Raw genomic sequence first — 25190 nt, 5'->3', positions numbered from 1 at the left:
TTATGTCAATTAAATCTTTACTTGCAAAACCCTTTGCTTACTTTACATATTTAAGTGTTAAAAAATGGGCCGATAAGCCTATTAAAACACAAGATAAGGTCTTTCAGGATCTCATTAATCAGGCTAAAGACACCCAGTTTGGTAAGGATCATAAGTTTTCAGAAATACAGACTTACGAGCAATTTGTAGCGCAAGTGCCTATTCGTGATTATGAAGACCTAAAACCGTATGTAGAACGTGTGGTTGCAGGGGAGTCTGATATTTTATGGCCAGAAAAACCCCTGTATTTTGCAAAAACCTCTGGGACGACTTCAGGAGCGAAATACATTCCTATTACTAAAGAAAGCATGCCTAATCATATTAAAGCCGCACGAAATGCGATTTTAATGTATATTAACGAAACCGGGAATTCAAGTTTTGTTAATGGTAAAATGATTTTTTTACAAGGCAGCCCAATTCTAACCACTCAAAACGGAATACAATTAGGGCGTTTATCTGGAATAGTTGCGCATTATGTTCCTAAATACCTTCAGAAAAACCGAATGCCATCTTGGGAAACCAATTGTATAGAAGATTGGGAAACGAAAGTGGAAGCTATTGTAGATGAAACAGTAGACCAAGACATGTCGGTGATTTCAGGAATTCCTTCCTGGGTACAAATGTACTTTGAAAGACTTCAGAAACGCACGGGAAAACCGGTAGGCGAGCTGTTTAAAAATTTTAATCTGTTTATTTATGGAGGCGTTAATTATGAACCTTACCGCGCCAAATTTGAAAATTTAATAGGAAGGAAAGTCGATAGTATAGAGCTCTATCCTGCAAGTGAAGGGTTTTTTGCTTTTCAAGATCGTCAGAAAGAAAAAGGCATGCTATTACAACTAGATTCGGGTATGTTTTATGAATTTGTAGAAGCCGATTCCTTTTTTAAAGAACACCCTAAACGCATCACGATTAAAGATGTGAAAGTGGGGGTTAATTATGTAATGTTAATTTCTACAAACGCGGGTCTTTGGTGTTATAATATTGGCGATACCGTACAGTTTACGAGTACACAACCGTACCGAATTATTGTGTCCGGTCGTATTAAACATTTTATATCAGGTTTTGGAGAGCACGTTATAGGTAAAGAAGTAGAATATGCTTTGCAAGAGGCTATTGTTACTGGAAACGCGAGAGTGTCAGAGTTTACGGTAGCTCCTCAAATTACTCCAGAATCAGGTCTTCCTTATCACGAGTGGTTTATAGAATTTGAACAGGAACCTGATGATATACATGCTTTTGCATATAAAATTGATCAGGCATTACAACAGCAAAATAGTTACTATTTAGATTTAATTGAAGGCAAAGTACTTCAGCCTTTAAAAATTACCAAAGTACAAAACAACGGGTTTCAGGAGTATATGAAATCGATAGGTAAATTAGGCGGACAGAATAAACTGCCGCGTCTATCTAACGATCGTAAGATTGCTAATGCATTGCAAAAGTACATTGTTGGGAAATAATGCTATCTTTGTTTGTTAAATAAAGCATATGAATAAAGAAAAATTCCATGTAAGAACCAGAGCACAAGAAAGTTCTAATGCCATAGAGCGTATGTATATTACTATGCGCCATTTATTTAATAGAGGGTTTTATAAACCCATGGGTATTTCGGGAGAAACGCTTCGTGAATCCCTATTGGTATTACGACCAGAAATTTATGGCTCTATAGCCGATGAAAAAGCCGAGTTAGATGGCTTATTGTATGTTATAGATAGGTTGCCTGCTGGAATTGAAGAGTGTCGTTTTATTAATTTAACAAGCGATGAAGGTTATGCTAACTCTCATTTTGAAGTGATTATTCCTCCTAAACGAAGACGAAATTGTTACCGTATCGACAAGGAGCAAATGAATATTGAAATCACAAGAGGGCGCTCTGAGATTTATGATATTTTAACGCATTTAACCTTTTTGTTTATCGAGTCTCATAAAATAAGCAAGCGTGTGCTTATTGATGAAAATGGAAGCACAACCCGCGATTGGCAAAAGTTGGAAGCTGCGGTGTTAACCGAAGATAAATTAAGTTTAAAAGAGCGTGAAATCGCTCTATCTCATACAGCAAATATTTTAGGTCGTACTTTTGAACAAGTAAAAGAGGCGCACTCTAAATTTGCCACTAACCAGCAGCCAGAACGTATTTTACATATTATCTATTGGTTAGGAAAATTAGCTATCGATGAGGTCATATCTAACAATAAACGCACGGTAACCTTTAGTCCGGTATTACGCGAGCGCTTGGGGCACCATATTCATGGTGAAATGTGGGCAAATACCATAAAAGAAACCTTAGAAAAGCATAATTTATTATCGCGACCTATTCATATTATTAGTGCCAATTTACATAGTGTTATGAACACCTTGTATGCACCTTTAGCGATAAAACAAACCAAAGCTGATAAAGACATATTTGTAACCTATGAAAAGCTGAGTAATTCTGATAATGAAGCCTTGCGTAAAAAGGTAACTCAGAAGGCGCTACAGCAAGGTATGTTGTTTATTAAAGATACCTCGGGTACCAATATCGATGTTCAGATTTTTGATACCGCAAAGTTAGATCTTGAAAAATTAGATCTGGGTGTTAAAACTATAGAGAAAGATAAGGAAGCCCCTGTGCTTTTTGTAATGGATTATGCATTTGGAGAGCAAGCGTACGAAACTATAGACGAGCTCTTAAAACCTTATAAGTCTAGAAAACAAGACATTCATTTAAATGTGGATTCTGTATCTATAATGGGTAAAGCGGGGATTTTAGAAGGTGGAAAAGGAGATATCATGATTCCGTCGGCACATATTTTTGAAGGCACAGCCGATAATTATCCATTTAAAAATGAATTGAGTAAATCGGATTTAGAAGGCGAGGGGATCGATGTGTATGAGGGAGCAATGGTTTCTGTTTTAGGAACCTCTCTTCAAAATAAAGACATTTTAAAATTCTTCCACGATTCTACATGGAATGTTATCGGACTTGAAATGGAAGGCGCTCATTACCAAAAAGCCATCCAAGCAGCTTCAAAAGTAAGACGTAGCATAAACCCTGATGTTAAAGTAAGATATGCCTATTACGCTAGTGATAACCCATTAGAAACAGGAAGCACACTAGCTTCTGGAGGTTTAGGAACCTCTGGAGTAAAACCGACATACCTGATTACAAGAAAAATTTTACAACAAATTTTTAATAGTAACACATAGCATATTTTATTTAAAGAGTTGTTGATTTTTCTTATTTAAAATAAATTGTACATTTATTAACCTAATTAAATTTATTAAAGTATTTAATTATTGCTTGTTTCTAACAAGTAATTCTATATAACGAACTAATCTTTATGAGTGAGATACACAAGCAGGAACCTAAATCGAACCCAGAAGAAATCGATTTAATAATGTTTTTTAATTTAATCGGAAATACATTTTCGAGATTATTTAATTTTATAGGAGGGGTAATTAAATCAATTTTTTCGTTTATAATCTCTATTTTAAAGGTTATTATCGATTTTTGGAAACCAGTACTAATTGTTCTAGCAGTTACTTCTGTGCTAGGTTATTTTTTAGAGCGTACTAATACACCTATTTATAGTTCTGAAATGCTAGTAGAACCATATTTTGGTACTAAGTATCAATTGGTATCTAATATTGGTTATTTCAATTCCTTAATTTCAAATAAAGATTATGATGCGCTTAATGTTATTTTTGATAACGATAGTTTAGATGTGGATGTTAAAGCGTTAACGGCGTTTAAAATTAAACCAGGACCTGAATCTGAGAACGAAAAATATTTAGCTTATCAGGAGTTTATGGCTCAATTAGACAGTACACGTACTGCTGATCCTATTAGTTATCCTGAGTTTTTAGAAAATAGAAGTATATACCAAAGTACTATATTTACAATAGTTGCAGAATCAACGAAAAAAAATATATTTAAAGACCTAGAGCCTGGTGTTAGTTCAGCATTTTCCAATGCTTTTTCTAATACTAAAAAAATAAAAGAAGAAAAATTATACAAACTTCAGCGAGATAATATTCAGAAAAACTTAGAAGAAGTTATGTCTTTACAACGTGTTTATATTAACATGTTAAACGAGGAGGCAAATAGCCCAAATAAAGAAGTTATGTTGGGTGGATTAGCCCTATCTCAAGAACGGTCAAATACTAGGGAATATGAATTGCTAGAAAAAGAGATAGAATTACGAGAAGAATTACAAAAAATAGAAGAAAAAATAATTACAAAGGATGTTTTTGTAGATGTTATTTCTACGTTCCAAAATATTGGTAATAAAGAAGATAAACTAATAGAAAAGTATTCTATTATTTTACCTACTGTGGTATTTTTAATCTTATGTTTAGGGTTTATTATAAAGCGTGTCGTTGTTTTTGTTAATAATTATAAAGCCTAGATATAGCTTAGTATACACTAGAAACCAATGGTGTTTTAACTTTAGATAGCTAACCTAAGCTTCTGCTTTTAAGATTATAGTATTACGCCTTTATAATATTCCAATCATGTAATTGATTAGACCCATACCATTACTATGTTAAATCAACAGTTAAAAAAAGAAGATAAATCAATATTAATTACAGGAGGTGCTGGGTTTATTGGCTCGCATGTTGTAAGATTATTTGTTACTAAATACCCGAACTATCACATCTATAATTTAGATGCATTAACGTATGCTGGTAATCTTGAAAACCTAAAGGATATTGAAGAGTCTGAAAATTATACTTTTTTAAAAGCCGATATTACAGACGAAGAACAAATTAACACCTTATTTACCACCCATCAATTTGATAGTGTAATACATTTGGCTGCCGAAAGTCACGTGGATCGCTCTATTTCCGACCCTTTAGCTTTCGCTAAAACGAATATTTTAGGAACTATGATTTTGCTAAATGCGTTTAAAAACCTTTGGCAAAACGATTGGAAGGATAAGTTGTATTACCATGTAAGTACCGATGAGGTATATGGATCATTAGGACAAACAGGATTGTTTACAGAAACAACCTCTTACGACCCTAATTCTCCCTATTCAGCTTCGAAAGCAAGTTCAGATCATTTTGTTCGCGCTTATGGTGAAACTTACGGATTACCGTATGTAATAAGCAATTGTTCTAATAACTACGGACCAAATCATTTCCCAGAAAAATTAATTCCATTATTTATAAATAATATCATTCATAACAAGCCGTTGCCGGTTTATGGCGATGGGAATTATACTCGAGATTGGTTGTATGTAATCGATCATGCTCGTGCTATAGATACCGCATTTCATAAAGGAGTACTAGGAGAAACGTATAATATTGGAGGTTTTAATGAGTGGAAAAATATTGATTTGGTTAAACTGCTTTGTACACAAATGGATAAGGCTTTAGGAAGAGCTTTAGGAACCTCTGAAGCCTTAATAACCTATGTAAAAGACCGTCCAGGTCACGACTTACGATATGCTATCGATGCTAACAAAATTAAAAATGAATTGGGGTGGCAACCTTCGGTAACTTTCGAAGAAGGTTTGGAGAAAACCATAGCATGGTATATGGCAAACGGAGATTGGTTAAAACAAGTAACCTCTGGAGCCTATAAAACATATTACAGTAAACAGTATAATCAAGACGCTTAATTATGAAAGGAATAATATTAGCAGGTGGGTCGGGAACACGATTACACCCTTTAACATTGGCTGTAAGTAAACAATTAATGCCTATTTACGACAAGCCAATGATCTATTACCCCTTATCGACATTAATGTGGTCGGGAATTAAAGAGATATTAATTATTTCAACGCCTCAAGATTTACCGTTATTTAAAAAGCTGTTGGGAGATGGTACACAGTATGGTTGTTATTTTGAATATGCTGTACAAGAACAACCCAACGGATTAGCTGAAGCTTTTATTATCGGTGAAGAATTTATTGGAAATGATAAAGTAGCGCTAATTCTAGGAGATAATATCTTTTATGGTACTGGTTTAGAAAAGCTTCTTCAAGCCAATAACGATCCCGATGGAGGTATTATATATGCTTATCACGTATTGGACCCTGAACGTTACGGTGTGGCAGAGTTTAATAAGGAAGGACAGGTTATTTCTATTGAAGAGAAACCTAAACATCCAAAATCTAATTATGCAGTTCCTGGAATTTATTTTTATGATAATAGTGTAATTAATATCGCTAAAAATATAAAACCAAGTCACCGTGGTGAATTGGAAATAACCGATATTAATAAAGCGTATTTAAAGCAAGGCAAATTAACAGTAAGTGTCTTAGATAAAGGCACCGCTTGGCTAGATACCGGAACCTTTAATTCGTTAATGCAAGCGTCTCAATTCGTTCAGGTTATAGAAGAGCGTCAAGGTCTCAAAATTGGAGCTTTGGAAGAAGTGGCATATAAAATGGGTTATATAAACAAAGAAGAATTTAGAATCCTTATACAACCACTTATAAAAAGCGGTTATGGTAAACATTTATTAGGTATTTTAGAGCAGTAAAATTTTACAATGAAAGCAATCCCAACGAAATTAAAGCAGTGCTTTATTATTGAACCTTCAGTTTTTATCGATTCGAGAGGATATTTTTTCGAAAGCTTTAATCAAAAGACATTTAATGAACTTATTGGACAAAAGGTTGATTTTGTTCAAGATAATGAATCTTACTCTACAAAAGGGGTCTTAAGAGGTTTGCATTTCCAAAAAGAGGAATGGGCACAAGCTAAATTAGTGCGCGTAGTTAAAGGTTGTGTTTTAGATGTAGCAGTTGATATTAGAAAGGATTCTCCTACCTACGGGGATTATTTATCAGTAGAATTATCGGATGATAATAAAAAACAATTATTTATACCTCGCGGTTTCGCACATGGCTTTGTAGTGCTTAGTGATACCGCAATATTTTCGTATAAATGCGATAATTATTACAATAAGGCTTCAGAAGGTGGAATTATATACAATGATACTACTCTAAATATCGATTGGAAATTACCATTCGATAAACTTATTATCTCTGAAAAAGACAGTATTTTACCAACATTCGAAACCCTATAAATGAACCCAATACATGTTTTAGTAACAGGCGGTAAAGGTCAGTTAGGCTTAACTTTTAAAGAGGCAAATTATGCTGAAAATGAAACCTATGTTTTTGTAGACAAAGACGAGTTAGATATCACTAATAAATCTGTCATTGAAGGTTTTTTCGCTAACTATAATTTTCAATATTGTATTAATTGTGCGGCCTATACCAATGTAGAACAAGCTGAAACGGATAAAGAGACTGCTTTTTTAATTAATGCCGATGGTGCAAAGTATTTGGCTGAGGTGTGTAATACATTCGGTACCACCCTGATTCATATTTCAACCGATTATGTGTTTGACGGGGAAAAAACTGTGCCGTATGTAGAAACCGATATAACCGGTCCAATCAATGTCTATGGCGATTCAAAACTACAAGGAGAAGACTATATAAGAGCTGTTTTATCCAACCATTTTATAATTAGAACCTCTTGGTTGTACTCTAAGAATGGTAAAAACTTCTTAAAAACGATTGCTAATAAAATTCAAGAACAAGCCGATTTGAAAATCACAACTGCCGAAAGAGGAACGCCTACTAGTTGTGTGGATTTAGTCGATTTTGTACTGTTTATAATGCGCTCAAACAATAAATCGTATGGGACCTACCATTACAGTAACGAGGGAGAGGTTACATGGTACGATTTCGGGCTTGAAATAGCAAAGCATTACACGGACTATGATTCTGCAAAAATAACGCCTGTAGCGGCCTTTAAAACACAAGCGCAACGACCGGCATATAGCGTAATGAGTAAGTCAAAAATCCCTGCAGACTTCCGACGCGATTGGAAGGTGAGTTTAAAGCGTGTTATTGATAGTTTAAGGTAGTATTTAGTTTTTGGGAGTAATGGTTTAGGGTATAGGTTGTAACTTGTATTAAATCCTTTAATTTAAACCAAGTCTATCTGATACTCGCTCAAATTCATTTATAAGGACATCAAATACATCATGTTTGCTTGAAATAAGGTTTGTTCTGGTTAAGATTGTTGCGAAGACCTTTACGATTAACTATTTTAAATAGTACTTTTGAAAAATAGTATACAAGCCAGTTAATTAATTTAAGACGTTCTTCATTCATGAAAAAAAACCTAATTATTTTTGGTACTCGGCCGGAGGCTATAAAAATGGCACCTTTAGTTAAGGAGTTTTTAAAACATTCTGATACTTTTGATACCAAAGTGTGTATTACGGCTCAGCATCGTGAAATGTTAGATCAGGTGTTATCTTTTTTTGAAATCATTCCAGATTTTGATTTAGATTTAATGAAGCCTAATCAGAACTTGTATACGTTAACAGCAGATATCATAACCAATTTAAAACCTATACTAGAGGATTTTAAACCTGATTTTGTATATGTACATGGTGATACAACAACCACGATGGCAGCGAGTATTGCAGCGTTTTACTCTGGAGCTAAGGTGTGTCATATAGAGGCAGGATTACGTACTTTTAATAAGCGTTCGCCGTTTCCAGAGGAAGTGAATAGAAGTATAGCAGGAGTCATTTCCGATTATCACTTTTCACCAACCCCATCGTCTCAACAAAATTTACTTAACGAAAACATTAAAAAAGATACAATCGTAGTCACTGGTAATACAGTAATCGATGCCCTGCAATTTAGTGCGGCAAAAGTGACTTCTAAGACCTATTCTGATACCGAAATAGACCGACTAAAAGAGGTCGTTGATAGCTCTAAGAAATTAGTCTTAGTTACCGGTCATCGTAGAGAAAATCACGGTCAAGGATTTATTAATATTTGTAGTGCACTTAAAGATATAGCCGTACAAAATAATGACGTCCAAATTATTTATCCTGTGCATTTAAATCCTAATGTACAAAAACCGGTCTACGAATTACTAGAAGGTATTAGTAATATACATCTCATCAATCCGTTATCTTATCCTGCATTTGTTTGGTTAATGGGTAAGTCGTATTTAATTATTACAGATAGTGGTGGGGTGCAAGAGGAAGCACCTAGCTTAGGTAAACCGGTTTTGGTGATGCGTAATACTACCGAGAGACCTGAAGCTGTAGAAGCGGGAACCGTGTGTTTAGTTGGCACCAATAAAGATAAAATAGTTACAGAAGCAACCCGTTTATTAAATAATACGGAGGCGTATTCCGCAATGAGTACACTACATAACCCGTATGGCGATGGAGCTTCTTGTAAGCGAATAGTAGAATTTATTTCAAAGTTATAAAGTATGAGTAAAAGTCCGAGTGTTGTAATGATAGGTTTAGGCTATATAGGCTTGCCAACAGCAGCTTTAATAGCTCAAAATAAGACCTATGTACACGGCGTAGATATTAATCCGAGTGTGGTAGACACTATTAATCAAGGTAAAATACATATCGTAGAGCCGGAACTAGATACAGCCGTTGCTAGAGCCGTTAAAGAGGGGTATTTAAAAGCCGCTACAACACCTGTGGAAGCTCATGTTTATCTAATTGTTGTTCCAACACCGTTTAAAGCTAAAAATGAGCCTGATATTTCTTTTGTAGAGGCAGCGACTAGAGCCATATTACCATTACTTAAAGCGGAAGATTTGTTTATTATAGAATCGACATCTCCTGTGGGGACTACCGAAAAGATGATGGATCTAATATATACTGAACGCCCAGAACTTAATGGAAAAATAAATATTGCCTATTGTCCCGAACGTGTATTACCAGGAAATGTCATGTACGAATTGGTACATAACGATCGCGTTATTGGAGGAGTAGATGATAAATCTACGGTGAAGGCCGTTGCATTTTATTCCCAATTTATAAAAGGAGCATTACATAAAACAAATGCACGAACGGCAGAGATGTGTAAATTAGTAGAAAATTCGTCGCGTGACGTTCAAATAGCTTTCGCTAACGAGTTGTCTTTAATTTGTGATAAAGCAGATATAAACGTGTGGGAATTAATAGCTTTGGCAAACAAACATCCCCGCGTCAATATATTGCAACCGGGTTGTGGAGTAGGAGGTCACTGTATTGCAGTAGATCCTTATTTTATTGTAGCCGAATACCCAATGGAATCTCAAATTATAGGTAAAGCAAGAGAGATAAATAACTATAAATCGTTTTGGTGTGCCGAAAAAGTTCAAACAGCAAAACTAGAATTCGAATTAAAGCACGGGCGTAAACCTAGTATCGCATTAATGGGATTAGCGTTTAAGCCTAATATCGACGATTTAAGAGAATCTCCAGCGAAATATATTGTGCAAAAAGTTTTACAAAATGCTAATAACGAAGAATATTATATTGTAGAACCTAATATAACCGACCATAAAGTATTTAAAATAACAGGCTTTAAGGAGGCTATCAAGCAGGCAGATATTATTGCGTTTTTAGTCGCTCACGATGAGTTTAAAACCTTAGCAATTCCTTCTAATAAAGTGGTATTAGACTTTTGTGGGGTGCTTAATTAAACATTTTATACGATGAACAAATTGGTAGTTATGGCAGTTTCTGTATTAATGTTGGTTTCTTGTAAACAAGATAAGTTACTAAAACATTTAGAAACGGGTTTGGTAGATTATGAACGTACGAGGCTAGTTAAAGAGAATTTAATTAATGACATTATTCTAGAAAAATTAGCAATATTTAAAATAGATCAAAATAAGTATAAACTTGTTCTAATGTTGAATAAGAGTATAAAAAGAGAAATAGCAGAAAAATACAGGTTAGGGGTGAAAATTGAAATTTTAAATGGGGATGAGGAAATTAAAACTGCTGAAATGAATAAAGTTAAAAGTTATTTTAGAAATATAGATTTTAACCCTAAACTTAAAGTGTATAATATGAATAATTATTATATACATAATTTTGAAGGAGATTTTAAAAGGCTCGAGAGTATGGATTTATACCTCTATAAATACGAGAATGAGGTTTTTAATGGTGCCATTGGTAACAGAGTGACTCTTAAAAACATAGGATTATAAAAAGCTATATTTTGAAAACTGGACAAAGCACAAATAAACGGTCTTTAAAATCCTCTTTAAAATCTTTATCATTTTTATGGGGAGGTTCTTTTTTAGGAAGTGGGAGTACATTTTTATTATATATAATATTAGCAAGAGAATTTGGGCCTAACGAATTTGGTGTTTTTTCTTCGGCTTTTTCAATTGTTACAATTCTCTCCCTTTTAGCAGGATTTGGTGTATCTCAGTTTTGGTTAAAAGCTTTTGGTAAGGAAGGCTGGGAAGGGATAAGATGGTTAAAACCTTCATTTCTTTTTGTTACAATAACACTGTTTATTATAACCGGATTTATAGTCTTATTGTATGTCTTAAATTTAAATGATGACGGTACTGAAAATTTGTTACTGGTGTTGTGCTTTTATATTTATGGATATATTTCTATTGATTTGGTATCATCAAAACTGCAATTAGAAGAACGATTTATGTTTCTTTCTTTTTGGCAACTCTCTTCCAATTTATTAAGGCTATTATTAGTCCTTTTAAGTTTTTACGTTTTAAATATTTCATTATCTCTCTTTCAAGTTGGATTGATTTACGCATTAGTAGGGTTTTTATTTACAATTCTAAGTCTCTTTAAGTTACGAAAAATGAGTACAGACGAATTTAAATTAAAAGGGCATTTAGATAAGGTGGATATTAAAGTTGTAATCCCGAAATTAAGACATGTTTTATCCGAAACGTGGCCTTTCGGTTTAGGGACTGTATTTGCCTTTATATACATTCAAAGTGATATAATAATGGTAAAGTATATAGCAGGAAATGTAGAGGCGGGGTATTATAATACTGCATTTGTAATACTTACAGGAGTATTAGTCCTGCCTTCTATAATTTTTGGAAAATTCTTGTTGGTCAAATATCATAGATGGGCTAATTCAGATCAAGAAAAGTTGTATTTAGTATATAAAAAAGGAAATATTTCTATGTTTATTCTAGGTGTCTTATTAATGTTGATACTATTAGGGACTTCTAGTTATTTTATTCCAATACTGTTTGGATTTGATTATAACCCATCTATTGCTTTAGTAAATATTTTAGCTTTAACTTTACCTTTTTCCTTTTTATCGTATAGTGTAGGAGCTACACTTGTTACTAAGGATAATATGAAGTTTAAGGTAAAATTAATGGGTTTAATAGCCTTGTTTAATGTACTACTAAATAGTGTGCTTATATCATCTTTTGGGGCAAAAGGAGCAGCTATTTCTACAGTCGTTAGCAATGTTTTACTACTGTTTTTATATCATAGAGCCGTAAACAGAAAGGTTTTTATGCAAAACAAAAATAATATATAATGTTTATTTGGAAAAAAATCAGACCTTTTTTTAGAAGTTTTTATAGGTTGTTAAATGCCTTTAATGGTTTCTTTTACGACTTTAAAAGGTTCTTTTACTATAGTGGATGGAAAGAAAATTTAAAAGACAATCAAGTACGTAATTATAATTCGGCTATGGTGTATCATGGTTTAGAAAAGAGTCTTAGCTATAAGAAAAGAAACCCCAATTCAGGTTGGTCGAACGCAGAAAAAATACTACATAGATTAAGTGTGGCAAATGAAAAAGGAGAATTGGGATATCACGATAAAGCAGCAAAAGACGTACTATTTCAGTTTTTAAATTTACCTGAGAATAAAAGCTTAGATAAATCAAAACAAATGTTATCAGAGCTTGATAAAATGGATTTTCAGTCTAATGATCTACATGGGGCATTACAATATTCTATTAATAATTATAAAAAGGGTATTCTAGAAACGCCTGAAGACTTTTTCTTATCGAGATATTCGCTTCGTGAATTTAGTAAAGAAGTAGTACCAAATAATACAATAGAAAGGGCTGTTCAATTAGCAATGAAAACACCATCTGTCTGTAATAGACAAGCCTGGCATGTTTTTCATAGTTCTGAACAAGAGGTGATTCAAAAAGCATTGAGTTACCAAAGTGGGAATCGACCTTTTGGAAAAGAAGTGAAAAACTTAATGATTATTACAACCGATTTAAAGGCGTTTTTTGCGGGTTCAGAACACTATCAACATTGGATTGATGGAGGGATGATGTCCATGTCTATTATTTATGCATTACATTCTTTGGGTGTGGCATCATGTCCGCTAAACTGGAGTCAAACACCAAAAGCAGATAAAGCGTTAAGGGAAGCACTAAAAATAGAGAACAATCAAACAGTTATTATGATGATTGCTGTGGGGTATCCAGAAAAGGCAAATATAGTTTGCAGGTCTTCAAGAAGACCTTTTCACGAAGTGTTTAGTAAATTAGAATTAAGATAAAATGAAGATAGCATTAATAACAATTCATAGAGTAAATAATTATGGTGCACTTTTACAAGCGTATGCAACCAAAATAGCACTTTCTAAATATGGAGAAGTAAGTACAATAGATTACAACAATAGACACCTTTCGCAACATCTTGATTTAATTCGTTTTGCGCCATCTATTCATGGGTTTAAAATGTTTGCTCATGACATTTTAAGACTTCGAAGTCGTACTAAAATGCTTAAATTATTTCGTAATTTTATCACGTCTAAAATGAATCTTACAAAACCGTATTCCGCTCAAGATCTTATGGACGGTAAGGCAAGTGGTTATGACGTATACGTGTCTGGTAGTGATCAAATATGGAATCCAATTATAGTTAGTCCGAATACTACGATCGATCCCATATTCTTTTTATCGTTTGTAGAAAAAAACGTTAATAAAATAGCATATGCATCTAGCATAGGTAATCATAATTTCAATGACGGTGAAAAAAATGTTGTCAAGGATTTGTTATCTAGCTACAATCATATTTCAACAAGAGAAAGTGATGGAAAAAAGAAACTTGAAGAAATTATTCCTCAAAAGGAGATTCATCATGTGGTAGACCCTACATTGTTACTATCTAAAAAAGAGTGGCTTAATGTGTTTAACATTAAAGAAAGGGAGCCAAAAGAAAAGTACATTTTGGTGTACTCCGTTCCCAGAACCGAACTACTTAAAAATGCTGTGAAATATTTTTCAGAAAAATTAAATTTAAAAGTAATTGTAATTGATAGTATGCTGATTCCGGTTACTAGAATAGGTGAACATATAAAAGATGCAGGGCCAAAGGAATTTATTGAATTGTATACTAATGCTAGCTTTGTTATTTCTGATTCCTTTCATGGAACTTGTTTTGCAACACTATTTGGAAAACCTTTCGCTTCAATAGTGTCAAAAGCAAGGTCTAATAGAGTTGTTAGTTTGTTGAATTTGTTGGGCTTAAGCGATCGATTAATACATGAAGAAAGTGATTTCTCGGATTTAAAATTAGACATCGACGTTAATAAATTGGAAAAAAACTTAACTAAAATAAGATTGGAATCTTTAGAGTATCTTGATACTTCTATTAAAAATCTAAATTAAAACACTTCAATCTTTTGAAAATAAAAACTGTATTTTAGGAATTAATGCCTGTTAGAAAATTAAAAATATCCGAAACTCAAATAGCATTATTTCTATTAATAACAGGAGTAACTCTTAACTATACGTTTGATGGTGTAAATAAGCTAAGTAGTTTATATTTTCCTACATTTTCTAGATTAGCTATTATATATCGTTTGCTATTAGAGCTTGTTTGTTTGTCTACTATTATAGTGTTCTTTAATAAAAAGAGATTAACATGGATGACTTGGTTTTTTTACTTCTTGATTTGTTTTTTTATTGGTAATTTATACTTAAAATATATTATTGAAATCAATGTTTCTTTAGTCGAACAGTTTATCTATTTTAATAAGTATTTTTTTATATTTTTTATATTTTTTGCCACTTATAAAGTACTGGAAGATAGGGATGCACTGCAAAAGGTGATCGAAAACTTTAAAAAAGTATTTTTGGTTAATGGCTACTTGGCTATTATAGGATTACTATTTAATATAAAGTTATTTTCTACTTTTCCTACAGGAACGCCGCGATTTGGTTATGATGGTTTAATATTAGCCCAAAATGAAGCCTCTATTTTTTATTTGATGGCGTTGTTTGTTTATTATTATGATTGGAAAGTAAACAGAAAACCACTTATACAATTATTATTTGCGTTATTTTTATGCGCTATTACCGGAATGAAAGCTGTATATCTTGGCATCATACTCTTGGTTCTTTTCCACTTTTTATCAAGGATGTCAACTAAAAAATTAATCTATTTACTTATTGGAATTGTAGTCTCAACAGTGATTTTTATACTTTCTTTATCAAAAATAAAACAAGTATTTGGATATTATTTTTATTTTTTCACCAATAAAGGGTTTTTATTCACCATTTTAGGGGGGAGAAATACGTTTATAGAATCCCGGGTTTTACCCTATCTAGAAAAATTAGATGTCGTTAATTATACAATTGGTGGCCAAAACATCTCTAATCCTAATGATTATATAGCTTTAGTGGAAATGGACTTTATAGATGTATTTTTGTTTTTTGGTCTGCTTAATGGTGTAATATTTTTGTTCTTGTACAAAAAATATATCATTGGAAGTATTAAAAATAATTTATTCTATTTTATGGTAATTGTGTTTTTTTTACAATCATTTTTCTCAGGACATTTTTTTACATCTAGTGTAAATCCTATTTTTATTATAATAGTGTTTGCATACATAAACACCTATATTAATGATAAAGCAGTTTATTAATAATAAGCTATCTGTTGTATTAAGTGTAGTGGTATGTACAATGCCATTAAAAAGTAATATAAATAGTATCACCATAATTTTATTATTAGCCTACTGTCTATTCTTTATATATTCTAAACGCAAAGAGGTTGTATTTTTACCTACTAAAGCCGTTATAATTTTAATTATTCCCTTTTTGTTTATTTTAATGCAAGGGTTTTACTCAGAATGGAATAGTTACTCCAAAAACTTAGTTCGATCTTTACCGCTAATACTATTTCCTGTCCTGTTTTATTATTTAAAATTTTGGCTAGATAGTAAGCTTGTAAAAATAGTTTTAACGTCGTTAGTGTGTTCTTCTATAGCTTATTCTGTTTTTCTTTTGGGGTTTGCACTTTATCGTCAGTTTCTATTTATGCCAGATTTTTCTACAATTAACTGGTATTTTTTTACATATTATGACTTTACCGAAGTGTTAGATATTCATCCTACATATTTAGGCATGTATTTGTGCTTAGCGTTTACTGCGGTATTATATAGGTATTTAAACACAAAAAATAACCCTTTGATTACTATTTTGTTATTGGGTTTTTTAGGTCTTACTATTTTTCTTGTCGGAAGTCGTATCGCCTTAACTTGTTTGGTTTTAATCATTATTTACTTATTGGCTTTCAAAATAAAAACGTTAGATAAGACAAAGAGAATAATGATATTGTTGCTTATTACTATGATACCTGTTTTAGTGCTTAATTTTATACCAATCGTTAAAGAGCGTATGATTGATATGACTTTTGGTTTAAAAACCGACTACGAGTATGCCAAATACGGAGACGATGGCAAGGATAATAATTATAATGGAGGGTTTGGCCCGAGATTGAAAATTTGGCATTGTGCGGTAGATGTGGGTAATTATAACCCTTTTATAGGCAGTGGTTTTGGTTTTACGCAGCAACGTTTAAATACGTGTTATAATAATAGTAATTTGGAAGCTTATGCAAAAAAAGACTACCAAACTCATAGCCAGTACTTTAATAGTTATGCAAGAGGTGGTGTGTTAGGGTTGTGTGCTCTATTACTATTATATATTTATAGCGTGGTCGTGTCTTTAAGTCGTAAACAGGTGCTGCATTTTGGTTTTCTTATTATTATTGTAGTTGCTTCTGTAACTGAGAATATTTTAAATAGACATATGGGAATTGTATTTTTCGCTTTCTTTAATAGTTTGTTTTTCTTCAATTCAATAAGTAGTAAAAGAACTTAGGTCGTTGCATAAAAAATAAATTATGAAAAAAATTTTATTAATCAATAATGGATATCCCTCAGAAAAAAACAAACATTATGTTTCTTATATAAAATCTATAAAAGAGTGTTTAATAGCTTCAAATTTTGACGTGGATCTATTGGTTATGTCATCGGCATTTAGTTCATTAACTGGTAAAATAAAATGTTATTTATCTTATTATTATAATTTATTGACCTTTAAGAACTATGAAGGTTACGACTATGTTTATATTAATAATTTCCCGCATTCATTTTTACCATTAGTAGTTCATTTTAATAAAATAAATAAAGTAATCATTCATTGGCATGGTGATGATATTGAAAGTGTTGGCCAATTTAAGAGGGTATTTAATAAAATATCTTATGCATTTGTACCCAAAAAGGCATTGCATTTTTCACCTTCAAACTATTTTGCTTATAATGTTTCCGAAAAATTAGGAGTGGACAAAGAAGCTATTATTGTATCACCTAGTGGTGGTGTAGATGTTGGTGTTTTTAAGCCTTTAAACTCAGTTAAAGAACGTCATGATATTATAGTGAAAATTGGGTTTTCTTCTCATTTATCAGCGGAAAAAGGTCTTGATTTAATAATAGAGCTTTTGAATAATGCAAGAAACTTACAGTTTAATCGGAAGGTAGTACTTGAATTTCACTATATTAAATATGGAGCGGATAAGGAGAGATATTCTAAGGTTTTAAAGTCTATTGAAAATACTGTTGAACATTCAATGATGAAAAAAGAAGACATGCCAATATTTTATAATGCTATTGATGTCTTTGTATTTCCTACTAAAAGAGAAAGTCTAGGATCGGTTGGCCTTGAAGCTATGTCTTGTGGTGTTCCCGTGTTAGGCACTAATGATTTTGCTATAAAAGAATATGTTATTCCTGGTATTAATGGCGAATTATTTGAGAAGGATGATTACCAGTCGTTCGAAGATAATTTAATAATTTGTGTTAATAATTTAGAGAATTATAATCCCCGAGAAACCATATTAAAAGAATATTCTAAGGAGGCTGTCGTTAATAAATATAAACAAATTCTAGGATGATAAATTCCAAATGTATGGATGCCGATAGTTTGGAAACCTATGATCCTTATGATATTTGGAAAACCAGTTTGGGGTTTCAAATTAAAAACCTATTTAATAAAAACAGATATGTTGGTGGGGTTTTAGCTGTTTCTGCAACACTATTTGATATGTTAAATCAAAGAAGAAGGTTGTTCTATGAAAAGCAGGAATACCCTGTGGTTAGAGCATTTGCAGCACTTATTTCTTTAAATGAATATAAGAATAGTCAGGAAGCGGTTTGCTTAAATGTCGCAAAGCAACATATAGATTGGTTAGTCGAAAATAGAACAGAAGGTTATAAAAATTATTGCTGGGGCATTAATATTAAATTACCAGTTGCTAAAGATTTAATATACCCCAAAAACACTCCCTTTTCTACTAATACACCCTATGTCTTGGAGGCGTTAATAGCGTATTATAAAATCTCTAATGATAAAGCTATACTTAAAGTTATTTTAAGTGTTTATGCTTTTTTAGAGGATGATATTAAGATAATGCTAGAAACAGAAAGTGAGTTAGCAACATCTTACGGCCCGTTCAAAGATCGAATTATCGTAAATGCTGTATCTTATTCAATGTATTCTTATGCACTATTACTTGATTTTCTCCCAGAACAAAGCAGCTATATAAAGAATAAGATACAGAAGATGTATAACTTTATAAAAAACAATCAAAATAAAGACGGATCGTGGTTTTATGCACCGTTAGATAATAGATCATTTATTGATTGTTTTCATTCATGTTTTATTTTAAAAAACCTAATTAAAACAATGGTCTATGTGCCTTTAAATAATGGAGACGAGGTTGTTGCCAATGGCTATGCTTATGTTAAATCAGCGTTTTTTGACTCAGAGACGGATTTATGTAGACGATTTTCAATGTCTAATAAGCCCTCTATTATAAAATGGGATTTATACGATAACGCTGAAATGATAAATTTAGCTTTGTTGCTTAAAGATTATAAATTTGCTACAATAATTAATAAGTCTGTAAAACGTCATTTTATAAAAGGAGAAGAAATATACTCGCAAATCAATTATTTAGGAAAACGAATAAATAGAAATACGCTAAGATGGGCCGTTATGCCTTATTTATACGCTGAATCTAAATTGAGCCACTATGTTAAACAAAATTAAGTATGCTATTTATTATAGTATAATTCAGTATTTACCACATTCTAAATACGCGATGATTTTTAATAGAATACGCTGTGGTTATGTTTGTAATGTTTTAAAAATAATGAAACCTAATCCTCAAAATTATTTTGAATCGAATATTTATATAGGGAATATAGATGCTGTTAGTATTGGGGAGCATTGTCACATAAACGAGCATGCTTATATTCAAGGTGCTAAAATTGGTGATTTTGTTATGATTGCGCCATATGTTACTATTTTAAAATCGGCACATAATTTTGAAAGAGTAGATATTCCAATGATAAAACAAGGGGAGACTAGTTATGAAATACCCGTTATAGAAAATGATGTATGGATAGGTAGAAACGTAATTATTTTACCTGGTGTTAACATAGGCCGAGGGAGTATAGTTGCAGCAGGATCTGTTGTAACCAAGAATGTCGGTGAATTCGAAATAGTTGGAGGTGTTCCCGCAAAATTAATAAGAAAAAGAAAATAGTGTATGTGTGGTATATTGGGAAGCATTAATATAGATTTTAATGAGGAAACCTTAAACTTAATTGAACATCGAGGACCTGATGATTTTGGAATTAAAACGTTTAATCTTTCAAATCAAAACATCACATTTGGTCATAGAAGACTCTCTATAGTAGACCTCTCAAAAGCAGGGCATCAGCCAATGACCTCTTATTGTCATAATTTTGAAATTATCTTTAATGGTGAAATTTATAATCATTTAGAACTTAGAGAAAAACTTAGAGACATAACTTTTAATGGGACCTCAGATACAGAAACAATAATTAATTATATAAGCAAATATGGAATGGAGTCCGTCAAGGACTTTAATGGCGTCTTTGCTTTCGCAATTTTAGATAAAAAAAAATCTAAGATTCATTTAGTCAGAGATCCGTTTGGTGTTAAACCGTTATATTTTTATAAAACAGAAAATAGCTGTATTTTTTCTTCAGAAATTAAACCAATCCTTAATCGTTGTCCTAATTTAGAAATAAATAAAAAAGTTATTGCCGAAACTTTAAAGTTGCGGTATTCTCCATCACCAGACACTTTATTCTCTAAAGTAGAAAAAGTATCTCCTGGGACGTTAATAACTATAGATTTTTCTGATAAAGTATTTAAATATTCAAAAGAATATTTCGCTTCTAGAGTTCCAAAAACTCAAAATATTTCATTTGAAAAAGCGCTAGAGGACTATGAGTTTTATTTTGAAAGAGCTGTTAAAAGACAACTTTTATCAGATGTAGAGTTGGGGGTTTTATTAAGTGGCGGAGTCGATTCGGCAATGGTGGCTTATTATGCTCAAAAACACTCAGCGAAGCCTCTGAAGGCATTTACTGTAGGTTTCAGTACAGAAGATGATTCTGATGAGATTGAGGCTGCAAAATATACTGCTAAATGTTTGGGGTTAGAGCATTACTATAAAAAGATATCATTCGACGATTTTCTGTCATTAATAGAAAAATCTGTAAAAATTGTTGAAGAGCCTTTAGGAACAACGTCAATTATACCAATGTACTATCTTTCAGAATTAGCTAAAGAACACGTAACAGTTGTGTTAACCGGTCAAGGAGCCGATGAGCCCTTGGGAGGCTATAATAGATATCAACTTGAAGTGTTATTAACTAAAACTCCTAAAGTGATTAGGCCTTTAATTTCTTCAGTTTTTAAAAATTCTAAAAATGAAATTCTTAGAAGAGGAGCCAATGCGATGAAATTTAATGCTTTTTTAGATCGCGTATTAGAGTCTTATACTTTATTTGATAATGTTGCCATTAAAAAGCTAATAAATGAAAAAGAAACATATGCTAAAGAGCGTATCGATAACGTTATCGATTCTTTGGGCTTTGATGTAGAAAAAAGAGCATTAGATAAAAATTTAAGCATAGACTTAAGACTAAATTTAGCAGATGATTTGCTATTGTATACAGATAAAATAACAATGCACCATTCTATAGAAGCTAGAGTTCCAATCTTAGACTTAGAATTAATTGCATTTATTGAGTCTCTGCCTCACGACTTTAAAGTGAAGTTTGGAAAAACAAAAATTATACATAAAGCCTTAGCTAAAAAAATACTTCCGCCAGAAATTATTAATAGGAAGAAGAAAGCGTTTAAGTCACCAACAAAACAGTGGTTCGAAACACATAATAACGAAATATTAGAATTATTAACCAATAAGAATTCTAAGTTTTCTACTTATTTTAATGTTGAAGAAGTCGCAAAGGTTGTAAAATTGCATAAGCGTGGCGAGAATAAAGAAAAAGAAATATTTCTTTTATTAAATTTTTACTATTGGTTCAAGAATTTTTAATGACATTAATTAAAACTAAATATCGAAATCTCAATTTTGCCGTCCTTTTATTGGTTCTGTTATATATAACAGAGGGCTACTTTAAAGTGGTTCTTTATTCCACAGGAGAAACTCCAGGATTATTACAAATATCAAAAGGTATTCTTTTGTTGGGCTTAGGCCTTTACCTTGTACTAAACCAACCTAGGTCTCTTGCGTTTATAGGTCTGCTTTCTGTTAGTTTTTTTATAGGACAATTAGCTTTATCACGAAGTGTTAGTAAAGACGCCTTAATTGCTTTTGCTAAACTGTTATATCCTATACTATTATTGCTGTTTTTTAATAGTTATCATTTGTCAAAAAATCACAAGGATAAGCTCTTTTTGGTTTTCGAGTTTATTATGCTGTGCAATGCACTAGTCGTTTTTTGTGGTTTACTTTTCGATATTAAAATCTTTAATACCTATCTGGGTTCTAGATTTGGTTTTAACGGGCTTTTTGTTTCTTCTGCTACAAGCTCCTACGTGTATGCTCTAACATTAATTTATTTGTTAGCGAAGTATAAGGAGGATGTTTTTAAAAACATCCCTAATTTAATAATTATAGGGTCTATGTTTTGTGTAGGGACTAAGGTTTCTTACTTGTTTTTAGGCTGTTTTCTTACCGTTTATTTTTTTAAATATACTAAAATTAATAGAAAGCTAATCGCTAGTAGCATAATTGGTTTATCCGTGTTTGCAGTGTATGTTTTTTTCTTTAAGTTCGGTATATTTAATGAAATTAGGCAGAAAGATGGGTTGCTATCTTCGCTTATGTCTTACAGAGATGAATTGTTTTTAGAAAGAACTCTACCCTATATTAAAGAACATTGGTCTACACTTAATTATATGTTTGGTGGTGTTTCAGATTTAACTACAAAGTCTCAAATTGAATTTATCGATGTGTTTTATTTTTTTGGATTAGTTGGAGGTGGCCTTTATTACTATCTGTTTTTTAAGGCTTTTTTAGGTTTTAAAATGGAAATACATAGCGCTGTGCTGCTTTCGTTGCTATTCATTATTGTACTTTTGGCAGGTAATTTTTTTAGTTATCCTTCAATTGCTATCTATTTAGTAATTTTAAGAGAATACCTTAAGCGTAATGAACAAAATCAGTATACTTAACACGCACATCCATAACTTATCGATGCAAGAAACTTTGGCTATTGTAGATAATACCATTAGTAAAGGGGGGCAGCTTCATCATGTTGTTGTCAATGCAGGTAAAATAGTGGCTCTGCAATCCGATTTACAATTGCGTCAAAGTGTTAATGAGAGTGATCTAATTAATGCAGATGGCCAAGCCGTAGTGTGGGCTTCTAAAATACTCGGTAAACCCCTAAAAGAGCGTGTAGCGGGTATCGATCTTATGGTGAACTTGGTCGAATTAGCTCATAATAAAAAATATAAAGTCTTTTTCTTCGGAGCCAAGGAAGAGGTGGTGCAAGCCGTAGTTAACAACTATTCTGAGGCCTATTCACCAGATATTATCGCAGGGTATAGAAATGGCTATTTTAAAAAGGAAGAAGAACAAGATATAGCACGAGAAATAGCAAATAGTGGTGCAAATATGTTATTTGTCGCAATAAACTCTCCTACAAAAGAGAATTTTTTATTCACTAATAGAGCATTACTTAAAAATGTCAATTTTATTATGGGAGTTGGTGGCAGTTTTGATGTGGTTTCTGGTAAAGTAAAACGCGCGCCAAAATGGATGCAAAAATCTGGATTAGAATGGTTTTATCGTTTTTCTCAAGAACCTCAAAGAATGTGGAAACGCTACTTGGTAGGAAATAGTAAATTCATCGGTTTGGTAATTAACGAAAAACGAAAAAGTAAATACTAAACTTACGCGCTCAGGTAACTTTTTCAGAGGCATTTGAGGCGGTAAGGTTCAATTACTATTTTACGGCGTCTGCAATAATTAAAATCATCTCGATTTTATGATTAGTTTACTATCTTTGTTATGCTAGAAGAATAAGCAAACATAAAAGCGCTATTAAAACAAACGGCTAATTTCTAGCCGAGTTATACTTTAGATAAACTTACTTTCTTATTATCCAGATTCCATAAGTAGTATATATTGCTTGTATTAAAATGGACCAATAACGACTGAATTTTATTTAATAATTTTAATTGTGCGTGACACATGAATTTTGTTTCTGATCAATAGTGTAATAGAACTGGTAATAAATTAGTGAGATACAGACAACATCGTTTTTCAGGTTTTATAAAACCAATAGTGAGTACGATTGATATTGTAATAATAATATCGACTCTTTTCGTATTTCCAATTTATATAACTAACCTCTATATTTTTATTGGGTATAGTGTATTCTCTTGGTTTTTAATCGCTGCCAAAACCGGATTCTATAATGTGCAAAGACATACAGGTGTGTATCGGATTATTCGTCTTGTTTTTATACAGATGGGGTTTTACGCCATAATTATATATGCTTTTATTGGATTCAACCAGCAACCAAGTCTTTGTCGGCAGCACTTAATATATTATTTTATAAGTAGTTTTGTCTTGGTTTTTGTGTTTAAAACTTTAACCTTTTTACTCCTATTAAAATACCGTTCCGTTTTTAAAGGAAACATACGTAATGTCGTTTTTATTGGAAAGAATAGTAAGATGAATCAACTTATAAAAGTTTTTAAAACGCGAACCTATTTGGGGTATGACGTAAAAAAGCAGTTTAATACCAAAACCGATTCGTTTTCCTTAGAGTCTTGCTTCAAATATATTTTAGAACATAAAATTGATAATATTTACTTTTCGGTTTCAGAACTATCCAATACCGAGATTAACAAATTAATCAACTTTGCGGATAATAATTTACGAGAACTTAAGTTTATTCCTGATAGTAAAGAGGTGTTTTCAAAAAAGTTAAAGTACGAACATTACGATTTTATCCCGGTTTTATCCCTGCGTGAAATTCCCTTAGACGAGCCTGTAAACCTGTTTATTAAGCGGGTGTTCGATATTATGTTTTCTGCACTAGTCATTATTTTAGTCTTATCATGGTTAACACCTATTATTGTTTTATTGATTAAAATGGAATCGAAAGGCCCAGTTTTTTTTAAACAAGAAAGAAGTGGGTTTAGTCGCTCGGTCTTTGGTTGCTATAAGTTCCGTTCTATGACAGTAAATAAAAATGCTCACCTTAAACAGGCCTCAAAAAATGACACACGGATTACCCGAGTCGGAAAGTTTATTAGAAAAACGAGTATCGACGAGCTACCTCAGTTTTTTAATGTGTTTATTGGCGATATGTCGGTTGTAGGACCTCGACCACATATGATTAGTCATACCACTATGTATTCAAAAAAAGTGGATAAGTTTATGGTACGTCATTTGGTGAAACCAGGTATTACAGGCTTAGCTCAAGTGAGTGGTTATAGAGGAGAAATAGAATCAGACAAGGATATTATTAATCGCGTTCGTTTTGATATTTTTTATGTAGAAAACTGGACGTTGTTAATGGATTTGAAAATTATTATTCAGACCATTATTAATGCTTTTAAAGGTGAAGAAAAAGCCTATTAACTACATGTAATAGTGTTTTAAAATATGAATAGGGAAGGACCTTAGCCCCTTTACTGTCTAAAAATTATCACCACATCTGGTGGAAGCAATTTAATTGGTCGGAAGAAAGCACATCATGAACG

General features: G+C 32.3%; 21 protein-coding genes and 1 pseudogene. All 22 read left to right on the top strand.

Annotation, left to right across the window (positions count from 1 at the left end; genetic code table 11):
- The first annotated feature begins 2 nt into the window (after positions 1-2).
- Positions 3-1502: a GH3 auxin-responsive promoter family protein gene (locus tag BLV64_RS02180; protein WP_092131826.1), complete on the top strand. Its 1500-nt coding sequence runs from the start codon at positions 3-5 to the stop codon at positions 1500-1502.
- Positions 1503-1530: 28 nt separating this feature from the next.
- On the top strand, positions 1531-3228 hold the full coding sequence (locus BLV64_RS02175; RefSeq protein WP_092131824.1) for a DUF6909 family protein: 1698 nt from the start codon (positions 1531-1533) through the stop codon (positions 3226-3228).
- Positions 3229-3362: 134 nt separating this feature from the next.
- Positions 3363-4430 carry a hypothetical protein gene (locus BLV64_RS02170; protein WP_092131821.1) on the top strand — a complete coding sequence of 356 codons (1068 nt, stop codon included), beginning with the start codon at positions 3363-3365 and terminating at the stop codon, positions 4428-4430.
- Positions 4431-4565: 135 nt separating this feature from the next.
- Entirely contained in the window at positions 4566-5648 is a 1083-nt protein-coding gene (gene rfbB, locus BLV64_RS02165; RefSeq protein WP_092131818.1) for a dTDP-glucose 4,6-dehydratase, read from the top strand.
- Positions 5649-5650: 2 nt separating this feature from the next.
- Positions 5651-6514 (top strand): glucose-1-phosphate thymidylyltransferase RfbA, encoded by an 864-nt coding sequence (rfbA, locus tag BLV64_RS02160; RefSeq protein WP_092131815.1) that lies wholly within the window; start codon positions 5651-5653, stop codon positions 6512-6514.
- A gap of 9 nt (positions 6515-6523) precedes the next feature.
- Entirely contained in the window at positions 6524-7063 is a 540-nt protein-coding gene (gene rfbC / locus BLV64_RS02155) for a dTDP-4-dehydrorhamnose 3,5-epimerase (RefSeq protein WP_092131813.1), read from the top strand.
- The gene (gene rfbD, locus BLV64_RS02150) at positions 7064-7912 is read left to right on the top strand and encodes a dTDP-4-dehydrorhamnose reductase (protein ID WP_092131811.1); all 849 of its coding nucleotides are present in this window, start codon (positions 7064-7066) and stop codon (positions 7910-7912) included.
- Positions 7913-8160: 248 nt separating this feature from the next.
- Positions 8161-9285 (top strand): non-hydrolyzing UDP-N-acetylglucosamine 2-epimerase, encoded by a 1125-nt coding sequence (gene wecB / locus BLV64_RS02145; RefSeq protein WP_092131808.1) that lies wholly within the window; start codon positions 8161-8163, stop codon positions 9283-9285.
- Positions 9286-9288: 3 nt separating this feature from the next.
- Positions 9289-10503, top strand: a complete 1215-nt coding sequence (gene wecC, locus BLV64_RS02140; protein WP_092131805.1) for a UDP-N-acetyl-D-mannosamine dehydrogenase — start codon at positions 9289-9291, stop codon at positions 10501-10503.
- 12 nt (positions 10504-10515) lie between these two features.
- Positions 10516-11016: a hypothetical protein gene (locus BLV64_RS02135; RefSeq protein ID WP_092131802.1), complete on the top strand. Its 501-nt coding sequence runs from the start codon at positions 10516-10518 to the stop codon at positions 11014-11016.
- Positions 11017-11027: 11 nt separating this feature from the next.
- Positions 11028-12344: an oligosaccharide flippase family protein gene (locus BLV64_RS02130; RefSeq protein WP_092131800.1), complete on the top strand. Its 1317-nt coding sequence runs from the start codon at positions 11028-11030 to the stop codon at positions 12342-12344.
- Positions 12344-13330: a nitroreductase family protein gene (locus BLV64_RS02125; RefSeq protein WP_218138662.1), complete on the top strand. Its 987-nt coding sequence runs from the start codon at positions 12344-12346 to the stop codon at positions 13328-13330. Before BLV64_RS02130 ends, BLV64_RS02125 begins: the two co-directional genes overlap by 1 nt.
- Before the next feature lies 1 nt (position 13331).
- Positions 13332-14444 (top strand): polysaccharide pyruvyl transferase family protein, encoded by a 1113-nt coding sequence (locus BLV64_RS02120; protein WP_092131797.1) that lies wholly within the window; start codon positions 13332-13334, stop codon positions 14442-14444.
- A 44-nt stretch (positions 14445-14488) separates the two neighbouring features.
- Positions 14489-15703, top strand: a complete 1215-nt coding sequence (locus BLV64_RS02115) for a hypothetical protein (RefSeq protein WP_092131794.1) — start codon at positions 14489-14491, stop codon at positions 15701-15703.
- Complete coding sequence (locus BLV64_RS14820; protein ID WP_092131791.1) at positions 15684-16943, top strand: O-antigen ligase family protein; 1260 nt, start codon at positions 15684-15686, stop codon at positions 16941-16943. The genes BLV64_RS02115 and BLV64_RS14820 overlap by 20 nt, the downstream gene beginning before the upstream one ends.
- Positions 16944-16965: 22 nt before the next feature.
- Positions 16966-18015 carry a glycosyltransferase family 4 protein gene (locus BLV64_RS02105; RefSeq protein WP_092131789.1) on the top strand — a complete coding sequence of 350 codons (1050 nt, stop codon included), beginning with the start codon at positions 16966-16968 and terminating at the stop codon, positions 18013-18015.
- Positions 18012-19172: a hypothetical protein gene (locus BLV64_RS02100; protein ID WP_092131786.1), complete on the top strand. Its 1161-nt coding sequence runs from the start codon at positions 18012-18014 to the stop codon at positions 19170-19172. The genes BLV64_RS02105 and BLV64_RS02100 overlap by 4 nt, the downstream gene beginning before the upstream one ends.
- Positions 19173-19509: 337 nt before the next feature.
- A pseudogene (locus BLV64_RS14860) lies at positions 19510-19671 on the top strand (DapH/DapD/GlmU-related protein); the annotation flags it as partial.
- A 3-nt stretch (positions 19672-19674) separates the two neighbouring features.
- The gene (gene asnB, locus BLV64_RS02090; RefSeq protein WP_092131780.1) at positions 19675-21501 is read left to right on the top strand and encodes an asparagine synthase (glutamine-hydrolyzing); all 1827 of its coding nucleotides are present in this window, start codon (positions 19675-19677) and stop codon (positions 21499-21501) included.
- Positions 21501-22643, top strand: coding sequence for a hypothetical protein (locus BLV64_RS02085; RefSeq protein ID WP_143034121.1), 1143 nt, complete (start codon positions 21501-21503; stop codon positions 22641-22643). The genes asnB and BLV64_RS02085 overlap by 1 nt, the downstream gene beginning before the upstream one ends.
- The gene (locus tag BLV64_RS02080; protein WP_092131775.1) at positions 22621-23364 is read left to right on the top strand and encodes a WecB/TagA/CpsF family glycosyltransferase; all 744 of its coding nucleotides are present in this window, start codon (positions 22621-22623) and stop codon (positions 23362-23364) included. Before BLV64_RS02085 ends, BLV64_RS02080 begins: the two co-directional genes overlap by 23 nt.
- Positions 23365-23715: 351 nt before the next feature.
- On the top strand, positions 23716-25068 hold the full coding sequence (locus tag BLV64_RS02075) for an exopolysaccharide biosynthesis polyprenyl glycosylphosphotransferase (RefSeq protein WP_092131772.1): 1353 nt from the start codon (positions 23716-23718) through the stop codon (positions 25066-25068).
- The last annotated feature ends 122 nt before the right edge of the window (positions 25069-25190 follow it).

Source organism: Bizionia paragorgiae (genome assembly GCF_900107625.1).
In the GTDB taxonomy this organism is placed as follows: Bacteria; Bacteroidota; Bacteroidia; order Flavobacteriales; family Flavobacteriaceae; genus Bizionia; species Bizionia paragorgiae.
Note: the sequence above shows the minus strand (reverse complement) of the source record. Positions and strands in the feature narration are given on the sequence as shown.

Bases quoted from the DNA above. Each gene is read 5' to 3' on its own strand.
- BLV64_RS02180 (WP_092131826.1), top strand. From the start codon at position 3: ATGTCAATTAAATCTTTACTTGCAAAACCCTTTGCTTACTTTACATAT.
- BLV64_RS02175 (WP_092131824.1), top strand. From the start codon at position 1,531: ATGAATAAAGAAAAATTCCATGTAAGAACCAGAGCACAAGAAAGTTCT.
- BLV64_RS02170 (WP_092131821.1), top strand. From the start codon at position 3,363: ATGAGTGAGATACACAAGCAGGAACCTAAATCGAACCCAGAAGAAATC.
- rfbB (WP_092131818.1), top strand. From the start codon at position 4,566: ATGTTAAATCAACAGTTAAAAAAAGAAGATAAATCAATATTAATTACA.
- rfbA (WP_092131815.1), top strand. From the start codon at position 5,651: ATGAAAGGAATAATATTAGCAGGTGGGTCGGGAACACGATTACACCCT.
- rfbC (WP_092131813.1), top strand. From the start codon at position 6,524: ATGAAAGCAATCCCAACGAAATTAAAGCAGTGCTTTATTATTGAACCT.
- rfbD (WP_092131811.1), top strand. From the start codon at position 7,064: ATGAACCCAATACATGTTTTAGTAACAGGCGGTAAAGGTCAGTTAGGC.
- wecB (WP_092131808.1), top strand. From the start codon at position 8,161: ATGAAAAAAAACCTAATTATTTTTGGTACTCGGCCGGAGGCTATAAAA.
- wecC (WP_092131805.1), top strand. From the start codon at position 9,289: ATGAGTAAAAGTCCGAGTGTTGTAATGATAGGTTTAGGCTATATAGGC.
- BLV64_RS02135 (WP_092131802.1), top strand. From the start codon at position 10,516: ATGAACAAATTGGTAGTTATGGCAGTTTCTGTATTAATGTTGGTTTCT.
- BLV64_RS02125 (WP_218138662.1), top strand. From the start codon at position 12,344: ATGTTTATTTGGAAAAAAATCAGACCTTTTTTTAGAAGTTTTTATAGG.
- BLV64_RS02120 (WP_092131797.1), top strand. From the start codon at position 13,332: ATGAAGATAGCATTAATAACAATTCATAGAGTAAATAATTATGGTGCA.
- BLV64_RS02115 (WP_092131794.1), top strand. From the start codon at position 14,489: ATGCCTGTTAGAAAATTAAAAATATCCGAAACTCAAATAGCATTATTT.
- BLV64_RS14820 (WP_092131791.1), top strand. From the start codon at position 15,684: ATGATAAAGCAGTTTATTAATAATAAGCTATCTGTTGTATTAAGTGTA.
- BLV64_RS02105 (WP_092131789.1), top strand. From the start codon at position 16,966: ATGAAAAAAATTTTATTAATCAATAATGGATATCCCTCAGAAAAAAAC.
- BLV64_RS02100 (WP_092131786.1), top strand. From the start codon at position 18,012: ATGATAAATTCCAAATGTATGGATGCCGATAGTTTGGAAACCTATGAT.
- asnB (WP_092131780.1), top strand. From the start codon at position 19,675: ATGTGTGGTATATTGGGAAGCATTAATATAGATTTTAATGAGGAAACC.
- BLV64_RS02085 (WP_143034121.1), top strand. From the start codon at position 21,501: ATGACATTAATTAAAACTAAATATCGAAATCTCAATTTTGCCGTCCTT.
- BLV64_RS02080 (WP_092131775.1), top strand. From the start codon at position 22,621: ATGAACAAAATCAGTATACTTAACACGCACATCCATAACTTATCGATG.